Source organism: Paracoccus sp. J39, from assembly GCF_000518925.1.
In the GTDB taxonomy this organism is placed as follows: Bacteria; Pseudomonadota; Alphaproteobacteria; order Rhodobacterales; family Rhodobacteraceae; genus Paracoccus.
Genome location: NZ_JAEN01000007.1, coordinates 95,657 through 109,614, shown reverse-complemented (window position 1 = coordinate 109,614; position 13,958 = coordinate 95,657). Strand labels below are relative to the sequence as shown.

13 protein-coding genes are annotated in these 13,958 nt (G+C 69.5%); 8 read left to right on the top strand and 5 right to left on the bottom strand.

Annotated elements, in window-relative coordinates:
* Window positions 1–55: 55 nt before the first annotated feature.
* The 5 genes from L632_RS0108950 to L632_RS0108930 all read right to left on the bottom strand — a co-directional run bounded on the left by L632_RS0108950 (window position 56) and on the right by L632_RS0108930 (window position 5,925).
* Window positions 56–976 (bottom strand): carbohydrate kinase, encoded by a 921-nt coding sequence (locus tag L632_RS0108950; RefSeq protein WP_028716642.1) that lies wholly within the window; start codon window positions 974–976, stop codon window positions 56–58.
* 19 nt (window positions 977–995) lie between these two features.
* Window positions 996–2,303, bottom strand: a complete 1,308-nt coding sequence (locus tag L632_RS0108945) for a hypothetical protein (RefSeq protein WP_028716641.1) — start codon at window positions 2,301–2,303, stop codon at window positions 996–998.
* 9 nt (window positions 2,304–2,312) lie between these two features.
* On the bottom strand, window positions 2,313–3,443 hold the full coding sequence (locus L632_RS0108940; protein WP_028712246.1) for an SPFH domain-containing protein: 1,131 nt from the start codon (window positions 3,441–3,443) through the stop codon (window positions 2,313–2,315).
* Window positions 3,444–3,721: 278 nt separating this feature from the next.
* Window positions 3,722–4,753 carry a DUF2927 domain-containing protein gene (locus tag L632_RS0108935; protein WP_028712245.1) on the bottom strand — a complete coding sequence of 344 codons (1,032 nt, stop codon included), beginning with the start codon at window positions 4,751–4,753 and terminating at the stop codon, window positions 3,722–3,724.
* Window positions 4,750–5,925 carry a toxic anion resistance protein gene (locus L632_RS0108930; protein WP_028716640.1) on the bottom strand — a complete coding sequence of 392 codons (1,176 nt, stop codon included), beginning with the start codon at window positions 5,923–5,925 and terminating at the stop codon, window positions 4,750–4,752. Before L632_RS0108930 ends, L632_RS0108935 begins: the two co-directional genes overlap by 4 nt.
* A gap of 249 nt (window positions 5,926–6,174) precedes the next feature.
* Here L632_RS0108930 and fabF point away from each other — a divergent pair, with 249 nt between their 5' ends.
* From fabF to L632_RS0108890, 8 genes are all read left to right on the top strand, one after another.
* Complete coding sequence (gene fabF, locus L632_RS0108925) at window positions 6,175–7,437, top strand: beta-ketoacyl-ACP synthase II (RefSeq protein WP_028712243.1); 1,263 nt, start codon at window positions 6,175–6,177, stop codon at window positions 7,435–7,437.
* Window positions 7,434–8,612 carry an endolytic transglycosylase MltG gene (mltG, locus tag L632_RS0108920; protein ID WP_036697720.1) on the top strand — a complete coding sequence of 393 codons (1,179 nt, stop codon included), beginning with the start codon at window positions 7,434–7,436 and terminating at the stop codon, window positions 8,610–8,612. Before fabF ends, mltG begins: the two co-directional genes overlap by 4 nt.
* A 387-nt stretch (window positions 8,613–8,999) precedes the next feature.
* The gene (locus L632_RS22285) at window positions 9,000–9,287 is read left to right on the top strand and encodes a hypothetical protein (protein WP_036697761.1); all 288 of its coding nucleotides are present in this window, start codon (window positions 9,000–9,002) and stop codon (window positions 9,285–9,287) included.
* Window positions 9,187–10,578 carry a DNA-packaging protein gene (locus tag L632_RS0108910; protein ID WP_198019318.1) on the top strand — a complete coding sequence of 464 codons (1,392 nt, stop codon included), beginning with the start codon at window positions 9,187–9,189 and terminating at the stop codon, window positions 10,576–10,578. Before L632_RS22285 ends, L632_RS0108910 begins: the two co-directional genes overlap by 101 nt.
* Window positions 10,579–10,696: 118 nt before the next feature.
* Window positions 10,697–11,878, top strand: coding sequence for a phage portal protein (locus L632_RS0108905; protein ID WP_028712239.1), 1,182 nt, complete (start codon window positions 10,697–10,699; stop codon window positions 11,876–11,878).
* Window position 11,879: 1 nt separating this feature from the next.
* Window positions 11,880–12,113: a hypothetical protein gene (locus L632_RS0108900; protein WP_019352420.1), complete on the top strand. Its 234-nt coding sequence runs from the start codon at window positions 11,880–11,882 to the stop codon at window positions 12,111–12,113.
* Entirely contained in the window at window positions 12,094–12,651 is a 558-nt protein-coding gene (locus L632_RS0108895) for an HK97 family phage prohead protease (protein WP_036697718.1), read from the top strand. The genes L632_RS0108900 and L632_RS0108895 overlap by 20 nt, the downstream gene beginning before the upstream one ends.
* Window positions 12,652–12,673: 22 nt before the next feature.
* Window positions 12,674–13,840: a phage major capsid protein gene (locus L632_RS0108890; RefSeq protein WP_028712237.1), complete on the top strand. Its 1,167-nt coding sequence runs from the start codon at window positions 12,674–12,676 to the stop codon at window positions 13,838–13,840.
* The last annotated feature ends 118 nt before the right edge of the window (window positions 13,841–13,958 follow it).

Below are 13,958 nucleotides of genomic sequence, written 5' to 3'. Positions count from 1 at the left end.
TTCTAAATACCCATGACGCGACGGAGCGGCCAGGGCCGAGGCTTCCCGTCTGGGGTCAGGCCGGCAGGGCGGAAAGCTCGTGCGCCCAGGGCGGATTGGCGCCGGGGCGCGAGACGGTGATCGCCGCCGCCCGGGTGCCGAGCGCCAGCGCCTGGGCGACGGCCTCCGGCGTCAGCCGCTCCAGCCCCTCGCGCGTCAGCACGCCCGCGCGGTCGAGCGCGGCCAGCACCCCGGCGTTGAAGGTGTCGCCGGCGCCGATAGTGTCGGCGACCTCGACCCGCAGGGCCTGGGCGGCCAGCGGCTCGCCCGACCAATGCGCCCGCGCTCCCGCCGAGCCGCCGGTCTGGAAGACCACCCGCGGCCCGCGTGCGAGGATCGCGGCGGCGGCCTCCTCGAAGCTTGCGCCCGGCATCAGCCAGTCGAGGTCGTCGCCCGAGAGCTTGACCAGGTCGGCCATGCCGATCAGCCGGTCGAGTCGGGCGCGATAGGCCGTCTCGTCGGCGATGAAGAAGGGGCGGATGTTGGGGTCCAGCATCACCGGGATGCGTTGGCGGACGCGTTCCACCAGCGCCTCGACGGCGGCGCCGCAGGGATCGGGGACCAGGCTGATGCCGCCGATGAACAGTGCCGAGACCGCGTCGGGGATCTCGGGCAGGTCCTCGGGCGCCAGCATCCGGCCGGCCGAGCCCTCGTCGTAGAAGGCATAGCGCGCCTCGCCCCCGGTCAGGGTCACGAAGGCCAGCGTGGTCAGCCGGTCGCTGCGCGGGCAAAGGCCGGTATCCACCCCCGCCTCGGCCAGCGGGCGCAGCAGCATCTCGCCGAAGGTATCGCGCGAGATCGGCCAGAGATAGCCCGTGTCGATGCCCATGCGGCCAAGCGCGATGGCGGTGTTGTAGACCGCGCCCCCGGGCAGGGGCCGGTAATGGGCGCCCTCGGGCACCATGTCGATCAGCGATTCCCCGGCGCAAAGGATCATCGGCTTCCCCTCCCGTTTCTTAGCCGCTTCGGACGGCGGGACCGTCCGCTCCTGTCTCCTGATAGCGGTAACTGCCGCTGATGGAAATATCCGGCGTCAGGTCGGCGGCGCCGAAGCGGATGAAACCGCCGCGCTCGTTCAGCCAAAGCGCCGCCAGAAGCAGCGCCAGCGCCAGCAGCACGGCAAGGGCGATCTTCCAGGCAGACCAGGGCCGCTCGCCCTGCACGCGGCCGGACTGGCCGTTGACCACGAAACGATAGCTCTTGCCGTTGTAGCGATAGGCGGCGGTCCAGACCGGCAGCAGGATATGCTTGAAGGTCTCGTTCGCGAAGCGGGTCTCGATGCCGGTGACGCGCTGTTCGTTGCCGCCGATGGCGCGGCGCACATCCATGGCGATCACCCCGGCCATTTCCTGCCGGGCGATGTCATGACCCGAGCCGAGCGGGATCGTGTAGCCCTCGGCCAGGAAGCCGGCCAGGTATTCGGGCCGGTAGGGCACCAGATGCGACAGGTCCCAGGGCGTCAGCGCATCGGTGATGCGGCGCGGCAGCGCGCTGGAGGCCAGCACCAGCACATCGTCGAAATTCCGTGCCACCTGGCCCGAAACCGGGGTCCAGCGCGTCTTGCGCACCTGCTGCGCCACCCGCTGCTGGCGGCCGTTCACCATCTGCGTGACGTAGACGGTTTCGTAATACCAGTCGCCGCGGGCGCCGCTGTAGCGCGAGGCGGTGTCGGCGTCGAAGGTCCAGAAGGGCGAATAGACCCCGCTCATCTTCTTGCCGCGCCGGGCATAGGCGGTCAGGCCCGAGGGGGCGAACCACAGCCCGCGCAGCCAGTCTTCGAGCGCGGCTTTCGCCTGCGCCTCGGTGATGACGAAGGGCAGCACGCCCTGCGGCTTGATGTGGCGCGTCGTGCCGGTGTCGGTGACGACGGCGGTGGCGCAGAACGGGCAGGCCGAGGCGTGGCGGTAGCTGGTGATCTCGACCTTGGCGCCGCAATTCGGGCAGGAGAGGGTGCGCACCGTCTCGGTCAGGTCGCTGTGCCGGTCCAGCGAAAGCCCGTGCTCCAGCGGCAGTTCCTGCAGCTGCGGCGACTTGTGCCCGCCGTCCCATTGCAGCGCCCGCCCGGTCGCCGGGTCGAGCAGGATGGCGCTTTCGCCCCATGGCCCCTGCTGGCTCTGGCGGGAGGGCGCGCGGGCGGGGCCGGGGCCGATATGGCTTTCATGCCCGCAATAGGGGCAGACCAGGCTTTGCTGGCCGGGCGAGAACTCCAGGCTGGCGCCGCAATTCTCGCAAGGATAGCGGTATTCCGAGGGCGGCGTCGGCATTCCGGCGGCTTACTCCGCCTTCGGGATCGGCGGCGGGGGCGGCGGCGCGACGGTGAAGAGCTGGGCGAGTTCGGCGACCTCCTCGGCCGGTTTCCAGCCGTCCTGGCCGGGCGTCCAGACCAGCGTTTCGCGGGTGAAGCCGCCCTCGCGCACCAGGCGGCCGAGATGGGCGCGGCCATAGGGGCCGTCGGCCTGGCCGTTCACGGCGATATGCCAGACGGTTTCGGGATGCAGCGGCGGCGGGGTCTGCGGCGCCTGCTGCTGGGGCACGGCGCCCCAGGGGCCGCGCTGCGCCATGGCGGCGCCCATGCCCGCGCCAAGCCCGGCGCCGATGCCCGCGCCCATTCCCGCACCCATGCCGCCGGGCTGGTTCGAGGCGTTCAGCATCGCCTCGGATGCGGCATATTGGCCAAAGCGGTTCAGGTCGCCGACGATGCCCATCGATGTGCGCTTGTCGAGCATCCTTTCCACCTCGTCGGGCAGGCTGATGTTCTCGATGTAGAATTCCGGGATGGTCAGGCCATAGGCGGCGACGGTGGGGCCGATCGCCTTGGCGACCATCTGGCCCAGGTCGCCGGTATTCGCCGCCATGTCCAGCACCGGGATGCCCGAGCCGGCGATCATGCGCGAGAATTCCTGCACGATGATGTTGCGCAGCTGGAAGCTGATCTCGTCGCGGGTGAATTCGCCGTCGGTGCCGACGATCTCGGTCATGAAGCGGCCGGGGTCGGTCACGCGCATGGAATAGGTGCCGAAGGCGCGGATGCGCACCGGGCCGAATTCCGGATCCCGCGCGATGACCGGGTTCTTGGTGCCCCATTTCAGGTCGTTGAAGCGGGTGGTGTTGACGAAATAGATCTCGGACTTGAAGGGCGAACGGAAGCCGTGGTCCCAGTGCTGCAACCGGGTCAGGATCGGCAGGTTGTTGGTTTCCAGCATGTAGAGGCCGGGCTGGAACACGTCGGCCAGCTGCCCCTCGTGGATGAAGACGGCGGCCTGGCCCTCGCGCACGGTCAGCTTGGCGCCGTATTTGATCGCCTTGCCGACGGTCGGGTAGCGATAGACCATCGTGTCGCGGGTGTCGTCGGTCCATTCGATGATCTCGATGAACTCGCCGCCGAGGATGTTGAACAGGGACATGGGTCTGCCTTTTTCGTTGCGAGGCCGCGGGCTGCCCTTGAGGATAGTGCCGAGGCAGCCCCGCTCGTCAAGCGAGGAGAGGGTGGCGATGGCGGCGCGGATTCATCTTTTCTTGAGGGAAGGGTGATAGCCAGGCGGAAATGCCGCCCCGCCCCCGATCCCGGAGATGTGCCATGCCGAAGCAGCCGGACCGCCCGCCCGACCGAGTTCTGCGCCTGTTGGCGGGGATTGCGGCCTGGCTGGGCCTGGCGTTCCGGTCGCTGCGGGGCGGGGCCCTGTCACACCTCGGTTCCCAGCAGCTCGCGGGCGATCTGCAGCACGATGGGGCGGGCCTCGGCCTCGGTCATGCCGGGGCGCAGGCGGGGGTCGTAGAGGATCTTCAGCAGCAATTCGTCATGCTGCGTCAGATAGGCGAATTCCTCGTCGTCGTTGAAGATCGAGGGGCGCACGCGCGGGCTGTCATTGGCCAGGCCCATGCCCTGCGCCAGTTCCTCGTGGATGCAGGAGCGGCGCAGGCGCGGCGGCAGCTCGGACCGGATCAGCGCCACGGCCTGGGCATAGGCCGGGGAGTTGCCGTTGGAATAGGCGAAGACTGTGCAATAGTTCTGCGGCGCCAGGTCGCGCAGCGCGGCGATGTCGCCGGCCGGGATGCCGGGCACCAGCGAGGACAGGCGCGGGCCGATGGCGCGGCGCTCGTCCTCGTTCAGGATCAGCACGTTGAAATTGCCCGAGGCGCCGGTCAGCGCGACCGGATGGCCGGTGATGCGCTGGAGCCGCGCGGCATAGCCGGCGATCTCGGCCCGGTCGCGGGCCCGCTGGGCGGGGGCGACCGAGTCGCCGAATTCCAGCCGCACCCGCACCGGCTGCTGCCAGCGCCGCAAAGGGGCGGGCGTCGGGCGCGAGACCAGCTTGCCGCCCTCGCGCACATATTCGTCGTGCAGCGCCACCTCGATGAAATCCTCTGCCAGCTTTTCCGGGGTCAGCGCGATCTCGGTGCCGGGATCGGTGCGCAGCCGGCCGCGGGCGATCAGCGCCTCCTCGACGCCGGCGAGATAGTCGCGCATGTTGCGGCTGGCGGGCGAGGCGGCGGCGGCCTCGGCGCGCGCGGTGGCGGCGCGGGCACTTTCGGCGCGTTCGCGGCGCAGCGCGGCCTGATCGACCGGCGGCGGTTCGGGGCGCTCGGGCGGGGGCGGGGCCTCGACCGGGGGCGGCGGGGCCTCGGCCGGGGGCTCGGGCGCGCAGGCGGCCAGCAGCGCCAGCAGGGCCAGCGCAAGGGTCAGGTGCAGGGAGGGACGGGCAGGCAGGGTCACGATGGCGTCGATGCTGGGTTGGGGGATCGGGCGCTGGCCGAGGCGAGGGTCTTGCGCAGCTCGGCCTCCATCGCCTTGAGGTCCTCTTCGGCGGCGGCGCGGCGGGTGCGGCCCTCGTCGGCGATGCGCAGGCTGTCCTCGATGGTCGAGATCAGCTCGGCATTGGCGGTGCGCACCGCCTCGATGTCGAAGACGCCGCGCTCGACCTGGGTGCGGATCTGGGCATTGGCCTCGCGCAGGTTCTTCGCGTTGGCGGTCAGAAGGTCGTTGGTCAGGTCGTTCGCCTCCTTGACCGCGCGGGCGGCCTCGGCGCTGCGCTGGATGGTCACGGCCTGCGCCAGCTGCGTTTCCCACAGCGGCACGGTGTTGACCAGCGTGGAATTGATCTTTGTGACCAGGGACTTGTCGTTTTCCTGCACCAGCCGGATCGAGGGGAGGGACTGCATGGTCACCTGCCGCGTCAGCTTGAGGTCGTGCACCCGGCGCTCCAGGTCGTCGCGGGCCGAGCGCAGGTCGCGCAGTTCCTGCGCGGCCATGACCTTGTCGTTCTCGGCCGCGGCCTCGACAGCCGCTTCCCTGGCGGGGATCTCGTCGCGGTCGATCTGGGCCAGCTTCTCCTCGCCCGCCGCGATGTAGAGCGCGAGCTCGTCATAGAAGTTCAGCGTGCGGTCATAGAGCAGGTCGAGCGACTTGATGTCCTTCAAGAGCCGGTGCTGGTGCTGATCGAGATCGGCGGTGATGCGGTCGATCTGGCCCTGCACCTGTTCGTAATTGGCGACGAACTTGGCGAAGGGCGCGGCGCGGCCCAGAAGCTTCTCCCACCAGCTGCGCTGGCGGCGCACGTCCAGCTCGCTGACCGAGAAGCCGCGGATGGTGGTCACGATCTCGCGCAGGGATTCGCCGGCCCGGCCCACATCCTTGTTCTTGACGTCGGCCAGCATGGCCTGGCTGATTTCCTGCAGCTCGTTCTGGGCCCGGGCGCCGAAATGCACGATCGAGCCGGAGTCGCGGATGTCCACCTCGGCCATGCGCTTGCGGATCTCTTCGGCGACGGCGGGCTCGGCCTCGGCCAGTTTCGGGGCGGCTGCGGGGGGCTCGGGCAGGACGACCGCGGTCACGGTCTGGATCTCGTCCAGGGCGGCCTGGGCGCTGGCCTGTGTCTGCGTGGTCATCCGGCGTCGTCCTTTCCTATGGGAGCGTCTGCAAGAGAGGGGCTCGGCCGCAGAATAGGCCGATTCCCGATGAGTTCAACGAGCGCCCGCAGGTGCGGTTCCCATTGCTTTCAGGGGTGTTGCCATCCTGCCCGAATGGCGCCGGACCGGTGGGGCGGCGGCTTGCCGGCCCAGGGCCGCTTTGCGTTGCGCGGCGGGCGGCGCGCGTGTAGAACCTGCCCGATTGAGCGTTGCGAAGGGAGCCCGTGCATGCGCAGAGTTGTCGTCACCGGTCTGGGGATGGTCACGCCGCTGGCCTCGGGGGTCGAGGAGACCTGGTCGAGGCTTCTGGCCGGAGAATCCGGCGCCGGACCGATCACCCGGTTCGACACCGCGAATGTGGCGACGAAATATGCCTGCGAGATCCCGTTCGGCGACGGCACGGGCGGCAGCTTCAACCCCGACGACTGGATGGAGCCCAAGGACCGGCGCAAGGTCGACGACTTCATCCTTTACGGCATGGCCGCCGCTGCGCAGGCGGTGAAGGATTCCGGCTGGGAGCCCGCGAACGAGGACGAGCGCGAGCGCACCGGGGTGATGATCGGCTCGGGGATCGGCGGGCTGTCCTCGATCGCCGACACGGCGGTGCTGATCAAGGAGCGCGGGCCGAAGCGGGTCAGCCCCTTCTTCATTCCCGGCGCGCTGATCAACCTGGTCTCGGGCCAGGTCTCGATCCGGTTCGGCTTCAAGGGGCCGAACCATGCCGTGGTCACGGCCTGCTCGACCGGCGCCCATGCCATCGGCGACGCGGCGCGGCTGATCATGCTGGGCGATGCCGACGTGATGGTCGCGGGCGGCACCGAAAGCCCGATCTGCGAGATCGGCATCGCCGGCTTCAACGCCTGCAAGGCGCTGTCGACCAAGCGCGAGGACGATCCCAAGGCTGCCAGCCGCCCCTGGGACGAGGACCGCGACGGCTTTGTCATGGGCGAGGGCGCCGGCGTCGTCGTGCTGGAGGAATACGAGCACGCCAAGGCGCGCGGCGCGAAGATCTATGCCGAGATCCTGGGCTATGGCCTGTCGGGCGACGCCTATCACATCACCGCCCCCAGCGAGGACGGCGACGGCGGATTCCGCAGCATGACCAATGCCTTGAAGCGCGCCAACCTGTCGCCGGGCGACCTGGACTATATCAACGCGCATGGCACCTCGACCATGGCCGACGTGATCGAGCTGGGCGCGGTCGAGCGGCTTCTGGGCGAGGCCGCGGGCGATGTGGTCATGTCCTCGACCAAGTCGAGCATCGGGCACCTCTTGGGCGCGGCGGGGGCGGTCGAGGCGATCTTCTGTATCCTGGCGCTGCGCGACCAGATCTGCCCGCCGACGATCAACCTGGACAATCCGGCGCGCGAGACCCCGGTCGACCTGGCCGCCAATGCCGCCGTGCGGCGCAAGGTGGATTACGTGCTGTCCAACAGCTTCGGCTTCGGCGGCACCAATGCCAGCCTGGTGATGGGGCGGGTCGAGGAATGATCTGGCGCCATATCGCGTCGAACTTCCTGACGCTGCTGATCGTGATCCTGATCGCGGTCGCGGCGGCCATCGCCTGGGGCAAGCACGAATACACCAAGCCCGGTCCCAGCGCCGTGGCCGCCTGCGTCCGGGTCGCCCCCGGCGCCAGCCTGAACGCGGTCAGCCAGCAGCTGGCCGAGCAGGGGGTGGTGTCCAATGCCTATGTGTTCCGGGCGGGCGCCGATTATGCGGGGAAATCGCGCGATCTGAAATACGGCTCCTATCTGATGCCGCCGGGGGCCAGCATGGAGGAGATCGTCCGGGTCATCACCGCCGGCGGTCCCAGCACCTGCGGCACCGAGGTGGTGTTCCGCATCGGCGTGCGGGAAAATTCGGTGATCCTGCGCGACATGGATGCCGAGACCGGGGTCTTTGCCGAGCAGGCGAAATACAATCCCGCCAGCGAGCCGGCGCCCGAGGTCATCGTTGCGGCGGAAGCGAAGCCGGACGCGCGGCTGCGCATCTCGGTCGCCGAGGGCGTCACCAGCTGGCAGGTGGTCGAGGGGCTGAAGCAGGCCGGGTTCCTGGGCGGCGAGGTCGCGAAACTGCCCGACGAGGGCATCCTGGCGCCCGACACCTATGACGTCGAGAAGGGCGCCGACCGCGCCGCGCTGCTGGCCGAGATGGAGCGGCGGCAGGCGGCGTTCCTGGCCGCGGCCTGGGAGAATCGCGAGCCGGATCTGCCCTACGAGACGCCGGAAGAGGCGCTGATCATGGCCTCGATCATCGAGAAGGAGACCGGGGTGCCGGACGAGCGCCGGGTGGTGGCCAGCGTCTTCGTCAACCGGTTGCGGCAGGGCATGCGGCTGGAGACCGACCCGACGGTGATCTATGGCGTCACCGGCGGCAAGGGGGTGCTGGACCGCGGCATCCGGGGGTCCGAGCTGCGGCGGCGGACGCCCTACAACACCTATCAGATCGACGGGTTGCCGCCGACGCCGATCGCCAATCCCGGCCGGGCGGCCATCGCGGCGGCGCTGGACCCCGAGGATACGGATTACGTGTTCTTCGTCGCCGATGGGTCCGGCGGGCACGCCTTTGCCCGCACGCTCGAGGAGCACAACCAGAACGTCGCGCGCTGGCGCGAGATCGAGCGGCAACGCGGGCAGCCGCTTTCCCCGGTGCAGGGGGATTGACCGGCGCCGGCCCTTGGCGCGGGCCGGCCGGTTTTTTGAGTATTTGGGAAACGGTGAAGGCACGGCAGTGCCCCGGCGGCGGGTGTTGCGCCGGGCGTGCGCTGCGGTGTTGCGTGAGGCAATCGATTGTTATTGCGGGGGAAAACGGCGCTGGGCGATGCAACCTTTGGTTTTGAGTTGACTCAGAGAACGCCCTGAAGTAGAAATTACCCATGCTGGGAGAGATGGGCAAGCGGCCGGGTCGATGACCTTGGGCCGCTTTTTTCATGTCTCGCTCGTGCGGACAGGCACACGAGGGCAGGGCGATCAAGAATGACCATGAGTTTCGATCCGGGGCCGGAGGCGCCGGAAGGGCCTTTCGTGCCCGGCGCCGCCACGGCGCCCGACATGAGCGTGCTGGACATCGCGGACGGGCTGTTTCGGTCCTATGCGGCGGATCTGACCCGGCTGCGGGAAAAGATCCAGGCAGGCGAGACGGGGGAGTTGAAGGAATCCGGCAAGCTGGTGCGTGACCTTCGGGCCGCGACCCAGATGGTGCTGGAGGAAAGGAGCAGGGTTGACAAGCTTCGCAAGGATGCTGCCGGACAGGTCGGTGCAGGCGCACTCGACCTTGTCGCGGCACGAGACGAGATCGGGCGCCGCCTGGCTTGCCTGCGCCGCGCCGCAGGAGGTTGACGATTTCCTGGGCGGGCTCAGCGACAATGCGCTGGCCGCGCTGCCCTGGCTTTTCGAGTTCTGGGCACTGCCGCATCAGCTGCCGCCCGAGGGCGACTGGAAGACCTGGGTGATCATGGGCGGGCGCGGCGCGGGCAAGACCCGCGCCGGCTCGGAATGGGTGCGCGCGCAGGTCGAGGGGGCGACGCCCGAGGCGCCCGGGCGGGCGCAGCGCGTGGCGCTTGTGTCCGAGACCTTCGATCAGGCGCGGGACGTGATGGTGTTCGGCGAGTCGGGGATTCTGGCCTGTTCTCCGCCGGATCGCCGCCCGGTCTGGGAGGCGGGTCGGCGGCGGCTGGTCTGGCCCAATGGTGCGACCGCGCAGCTCTATTCGGCGCATGAGCCCGAGGCGCTCCGCGGGCCGCAATTCGACGCGGCCTGGGTCGACGAGCTGGCGAAGTGGAAGAAGGCCGAGGAGACCTGGGACATGCTGCAATTCGCGCTGCGGCTGGGGCAGCATCCGCAGCAGGTGGTGACCACCACGCCGAAGAACGTCGCGGTGCTGAAGCGGATCCTGGGCAATGCCTCGACCGTGACCACCCATGCGCCGACCGAGGCGAACCGCGCCTATCTGGCCGAGAGCTTCCTGGCCGAGGTCGAGGCGCGCTATGCCGGCACCCGGCTGGGACGGCAGGAACTGGAGGGCTTGCTGCTCGAGGATGTCGAGGGGGCGCTGTGGACGACCTCGATGCTGGAGCGTTGCCGGGTGGAGGCGGCGCCGCGGCTGTCGCGCATCGTGGTGGCGGTCGATCCGGCGGTGAGCTCGGGCGCGGCCTCGGACGAATGCGGCATCGTGGTCGCCGGCGTGGTCAGCGAGGGGCCGGTCACGGAGTGGCGGGCCTATGTGCTGGAGGATGCCTCGGTCCGGGGCGGGCCGCTGGACTGGGCGCGGGCCGCCGTCGCCGCGATGCAGCGGCACGGCGCCGAGCGGCTGGTGGCCGAGGTCAACCAGGGCGGCGACCTGGTCGAGAGCGTGATCCGGCAGGTCGATCCGCTGGTGCCGTTCCGGGCCTTGCGGGCCGGGCGCGGCAAGGGGCTGCGGGCCGAGCCGGTGGCGGCGCTTTACGAGCAGGGGCGGGTGCATCACCTGCGCGGCCTGGGCGCGCTGGAGGATCAGATGTGCCGCATGTCCGTGGCGGGCTATGACGGGCGCGGCTCGCCCGACCGGCTGGATGCGCTGGTCTGGGCGATCCACGAGCTGGTGATCGAGCCGGCGGCGTCCTGGAGGCGGCCGGCGGTGCGGGGGCTGTAGCGCCGGACCGGGGCTCTGCCCCGGACCCCGGGATATTTACGCAAGAAAGAAGGGCCGTTGGGGGTCCGTGGAGGGTCGCGCGAGCGGCCCTTTTTCATTGGAGATTCAGGAGGGACCGATGGCATTTCCCTGGTTCGGGCGGGGGGCTGCGCCCGCGGAGGTCGAGAAGAAGGCAAGCGCCGCGGGCAAGGTGGTGGCGCTGGCGGCGGGTTCGGGGCGGGTGGTCTGGTCGCCGCGCGACACCGCTTCGCTGACGCGGACGGGCTTCGTCGGCAATCCGGTCGGGTTTCGCGCCGTGCGGCTGATCGCCGAGGCGGCCGCCGCCGTGCCGCTGGTCTGCCAGGATCGCGAGCGGCGCTATGACCTGCATCCGGTGCTGGACCTGCTGCGCCGGCCCAATCCGGGCCAGGGCCGGGCCGAGCTGTTCGAGGCGCTGTTCGGGCAGATCCTGCTGAGCGGCAACGGCTATCTGGAGGCGGTGGGCGAGGGCGCCGGGGGACTGCCGGGCGAGTTGCATGTGCTGCGCTCGGACCGGATGGCGGTGGTGCCGGGGCCGGATGGCTGGCCCGTCGCCTATGAATATGGCGTGGGCGGGCGCAAGATGCGCTTCGACATGGCGGGCAGTCCCGATCCGATCTGCCACATCCGCAGCTTCCATCCGCTGGACGACCATTACGGGCTGTCGCCGATGCAGGCGGCGGCGGTGGCGGTGGATGTGCACAACAGTGCATCCGGCTGGTCGAAGGCGCTGCTGGACAATGCGGCGAGGCCGAGCGGCGCCATCGTCTACAAGGGCGCGGACGGGCAGGGCAGCCTGTCGCCGGACCAGTACGACCGGCTGGTGACCGAGATGGAGATGCACCACCAGGGCGCGAGGAATGCCGGGCGGCCGATGCTGCTGGAGGGCGGGCTCGACTGGAAGCCGATGGGGTTCTCGCCCGCCGACATGGAGTTTCACGAGACGAAGCTGGCGGCGGCGCGGGAGATTGCGCAGGCCTTCGGGGTGCCGCCGATGCTGATCGGCATTCCGGGCGAGGCGACCTATGCCAATTACGCCGAGGCGCACCGGGCCTTCTACCGGCTGACGGTGCTGCCGCTGGTCTCGCGCGTGGCCAGCGCCGTGGCCTGGTGGCTTTCCGAGCATCTGGGGGCCGAGATCGACCTGCGCGCCGATCCCGACCAGGCGCCGGCGCTGGCCGAGGAGCGCGACAGCCATTGGCGGCGCATCGGCGATGCCGCTTTCCTGACCGAGGCCGAGAAGCGCGCCGCGCTGGGGCTGCCGCCGCTGGCGGAGGAATGAGATGGAGGGCTCGCGTTTCGTGAAGGAGCCCTTCGACTGGCACGACCAGCGTTTCGACACGCAGGAGCGGATCATGGCGCTGCAATTCGGCCAGGTGGAGCGGCGGCTGGAGCGGATCGAGGCGCTGATCGAGGGGCTGGAGCGGCGCCTGTGGATGACGGTCTATGGCGTCGTCGCGGTGATCCTGACCCAGGCGGTGCAGTCGATCCTGGAATATGCGCCGAAAGGAGGTTGACGTGAATTCAAAGGATTACGGGCTGGAGTTGAAATATGCGCAAGGCGGCTCTCTGGTCGCCGATGGCACGCGGATCGAGGGCTATGCCAGCCTGTTCGGCCTGGCCGACCAGGGCGGCGATATCGTGGTGCGGGGCGCCTATGCGGCCAGCCTGAAGCGGCTGGCGGCGCGGGGGGACAAGGTGCGGATGCTGTGGCAGCACGATCCCGCCAAGCCCATCGGCGTCTGGGACGAGATCCGCGAGGACGAGAAGGGGCTTTGGGTCAAGGGGCGGCTTCTGCCCGAGATCGCCCAGGCGAGGGAGGCGGCGGCGCTGGTCGAGGCCGGGGCCATCGACGGGCTGTCGATCGGCTATCGCACCGTGAGCGCCGAGCGTGACGGCAAGGGCCGGCGGCTTCTGTCCGAGGTCGAGCTGTGGGAGGTGTCTCTGGTCACCTTCCCGATGCTGGCCGAGGCCAAGGTGGGCCGCAAGTCCGATGGCGCATTGGAACTGGCGGCGGCCTTCCGGGCCGCGACGCGGGCGCTGCGCGCCGAGTGAATTTCACCAGATGGAGGGGACCATGACCGAGGTGAAAGCCGCGGCCGGGGCGGACATGCCCGGCGAGCTGGGGGTCGAGATGCTGGGGTTCGTTAATGAGCTCAAGGCATTCCGCGCCGATATTCAGAAACGACTGGAAGCACAGGAAGAACGCATGACCATGCTGGACCGCAAGACCATTTCCCGCGCCCGCGCCCCTCTGTCGGCCGAGGCCGATCAGGGCGCACCGCATCAGAAGGCCTTCGACGCCTATATCCGCCACGGCGACGACGGCGCGCTGCGCGGGCTGCCGCTGGAGGGCAAGGCGATGACCACCACCAGCGACGGCGGCTTCCTGGCGGCGCCGACCGTGGCCTTGCAGGTGCAGGAGGCGCTGAACGTCACCGCCTCGCTGCGCCGGGTCGCCAATGTGGTGACGGTGGAATCGGCGACCTACGAGGTGCTGGTCGATATGGGCGATATCGCCCATGGCTGGTCCACCGAGGCCGGCACCCAGGCCGAGACAGGAACCTCGACCGTGCAGCGGGTGGTGATCCCGGTGCACGAGCTTTCGGCCATGCCCAAGGCCAGCCAGCGGCTGCTGGACGACAGCGCCTTCGACGTCGAGACCTGGCTGGCCGGCCGTATCGCCGAGAAATTCGCCCGCGCCGAGGCCACGGCCTTCGTCAATGGCGACGGGGTCAACAAGCCCAAGGGCTTCCTGACCCATGCCAAGGCGCCGAACGGCACGGCGACCAATGTGCAGATCGGCACCATTCCTTCGGGCGGGGACGGCGATTTTGCCGCCAACAACCCGGCCAATGCGCTGATCGACCTGGTCTATGCGCTGGGTGCGCAATACCGGGCCAATGCCAGCTTCCTGATGAACTCGAAGACCGCCGCGGCGGTGCGCAAGATGCGCGACGCGGACGGCCGCTTCCTGTGGGCGGACAGCCTGGCCATGGGGCAGCCGGCGCAGCTGCTGGGCTATCCGGTTCTGGTCTGCGAGGACATGCCGGACATCGCTCGCGGCTCGTTCTCGATCGCCTTCGGCGATTTCCGCTCGGCCTATACCATCGTCGAGCGCCCGGACCTGCGCGTGTTGCGCGATCCCTTCTCGGCCAAGCCGCATGTGCTGTTCTATGCCACCAAGCGCGTCGGGGGCGGCGTCACCGATGCCCGCGCCGTCAAGCTGATGGTCTTCGGCTGATCCAGGGCCGAAGCGGGGGCCGCGCGGGCAATGTCCGCCGGACCGGCAAGCCACTGTCCGCGCGCGCGAGGGCGGATATGCGCGGCCCCCTTTTCGTCCAGAGGATGCGGCACCCCTG

Coding starts and splice junctions, on each gene's coding strand:
- L632_RS0108950 (WP_028716642.1), bottom strand. CDS start 976: ATGATCCTTTGCGCCGGGGAATCGCTGATCGACATGGTGCCCGAGGGC.
- L632_RS0108945 (WP_028716641.1), bottom strand. CDS start 2,303: ATGCCGACGCCGCCCTCGGAATACCGCTATCCTTGCGAGAATTGCGGC.
- L632_RS0108940 (WP_028712246.1), bottom strand. CDS start 3,443: ATGTCCCTGTTCAACATCCTCGGCGGCGAGTTCATCGAGATCATCGAA.
- L632_RS0108930 (WP_028716640.1), bottom strand. CDS start 5,925: ATGACCACGCAGACACAGGCCAGCGCCCAGGCCGCCCTGGACGAGATC.
- fabF (WP_028712243.1), top strand. CDS start 6,175: ATGCGCAGAGTTGTCGTCACCGGTCTGGGGATGGTCACGCCGCTGGCC.
- mltG (WP_036697720.1), top strand. CDS start 7,434: ATGATCTGGCGCCATATCGCGTCGAACTTCCTGACGCTGCTGATCGTG.
- L632_RS22285 (WP_036697761.1), top strand. CDS start 9,000: ATGAGCGTGCTGGACATCGCGGACGGGCTGTTTCGGTCCTATGCGGCG.
- L632_RS0108910 (WP_198019318.1), top strand. CDS start 9,187: ATGCTGCCGGACAGGTCGGTGCAGGCGCACTCGACCTTGTCGCGGCAC.
- L632_RS0108905 (WP_028712239.1), top strand. CDS start 10,697: ATGGCATTTCCCTGGTTCGGGCGGGGGGCTGCGCCCGCGGAGGTCGAG.
- L632_RS0108900 (WP_019352420.1), top strand. CDS start 11,880: ATGGAGGGCTCGCGTTTCGTGAAGGAGCCCTTCGACTGGCACGACCAG.
- L632_RS0108895 (WP_036697718.1), top strand. CDS start 12,094: ATGCGCCGAAAGGAGGTTGACGTGAATTCAAAGGATTACGGGCTGGAG.
- L632_RS0108890 (WP_028712237.1), top strand. CDS start 12,674: ATGACCGAGGTGAAAGCCGCGGCCGGGGCGGACATGCCCGGCGAGCTG.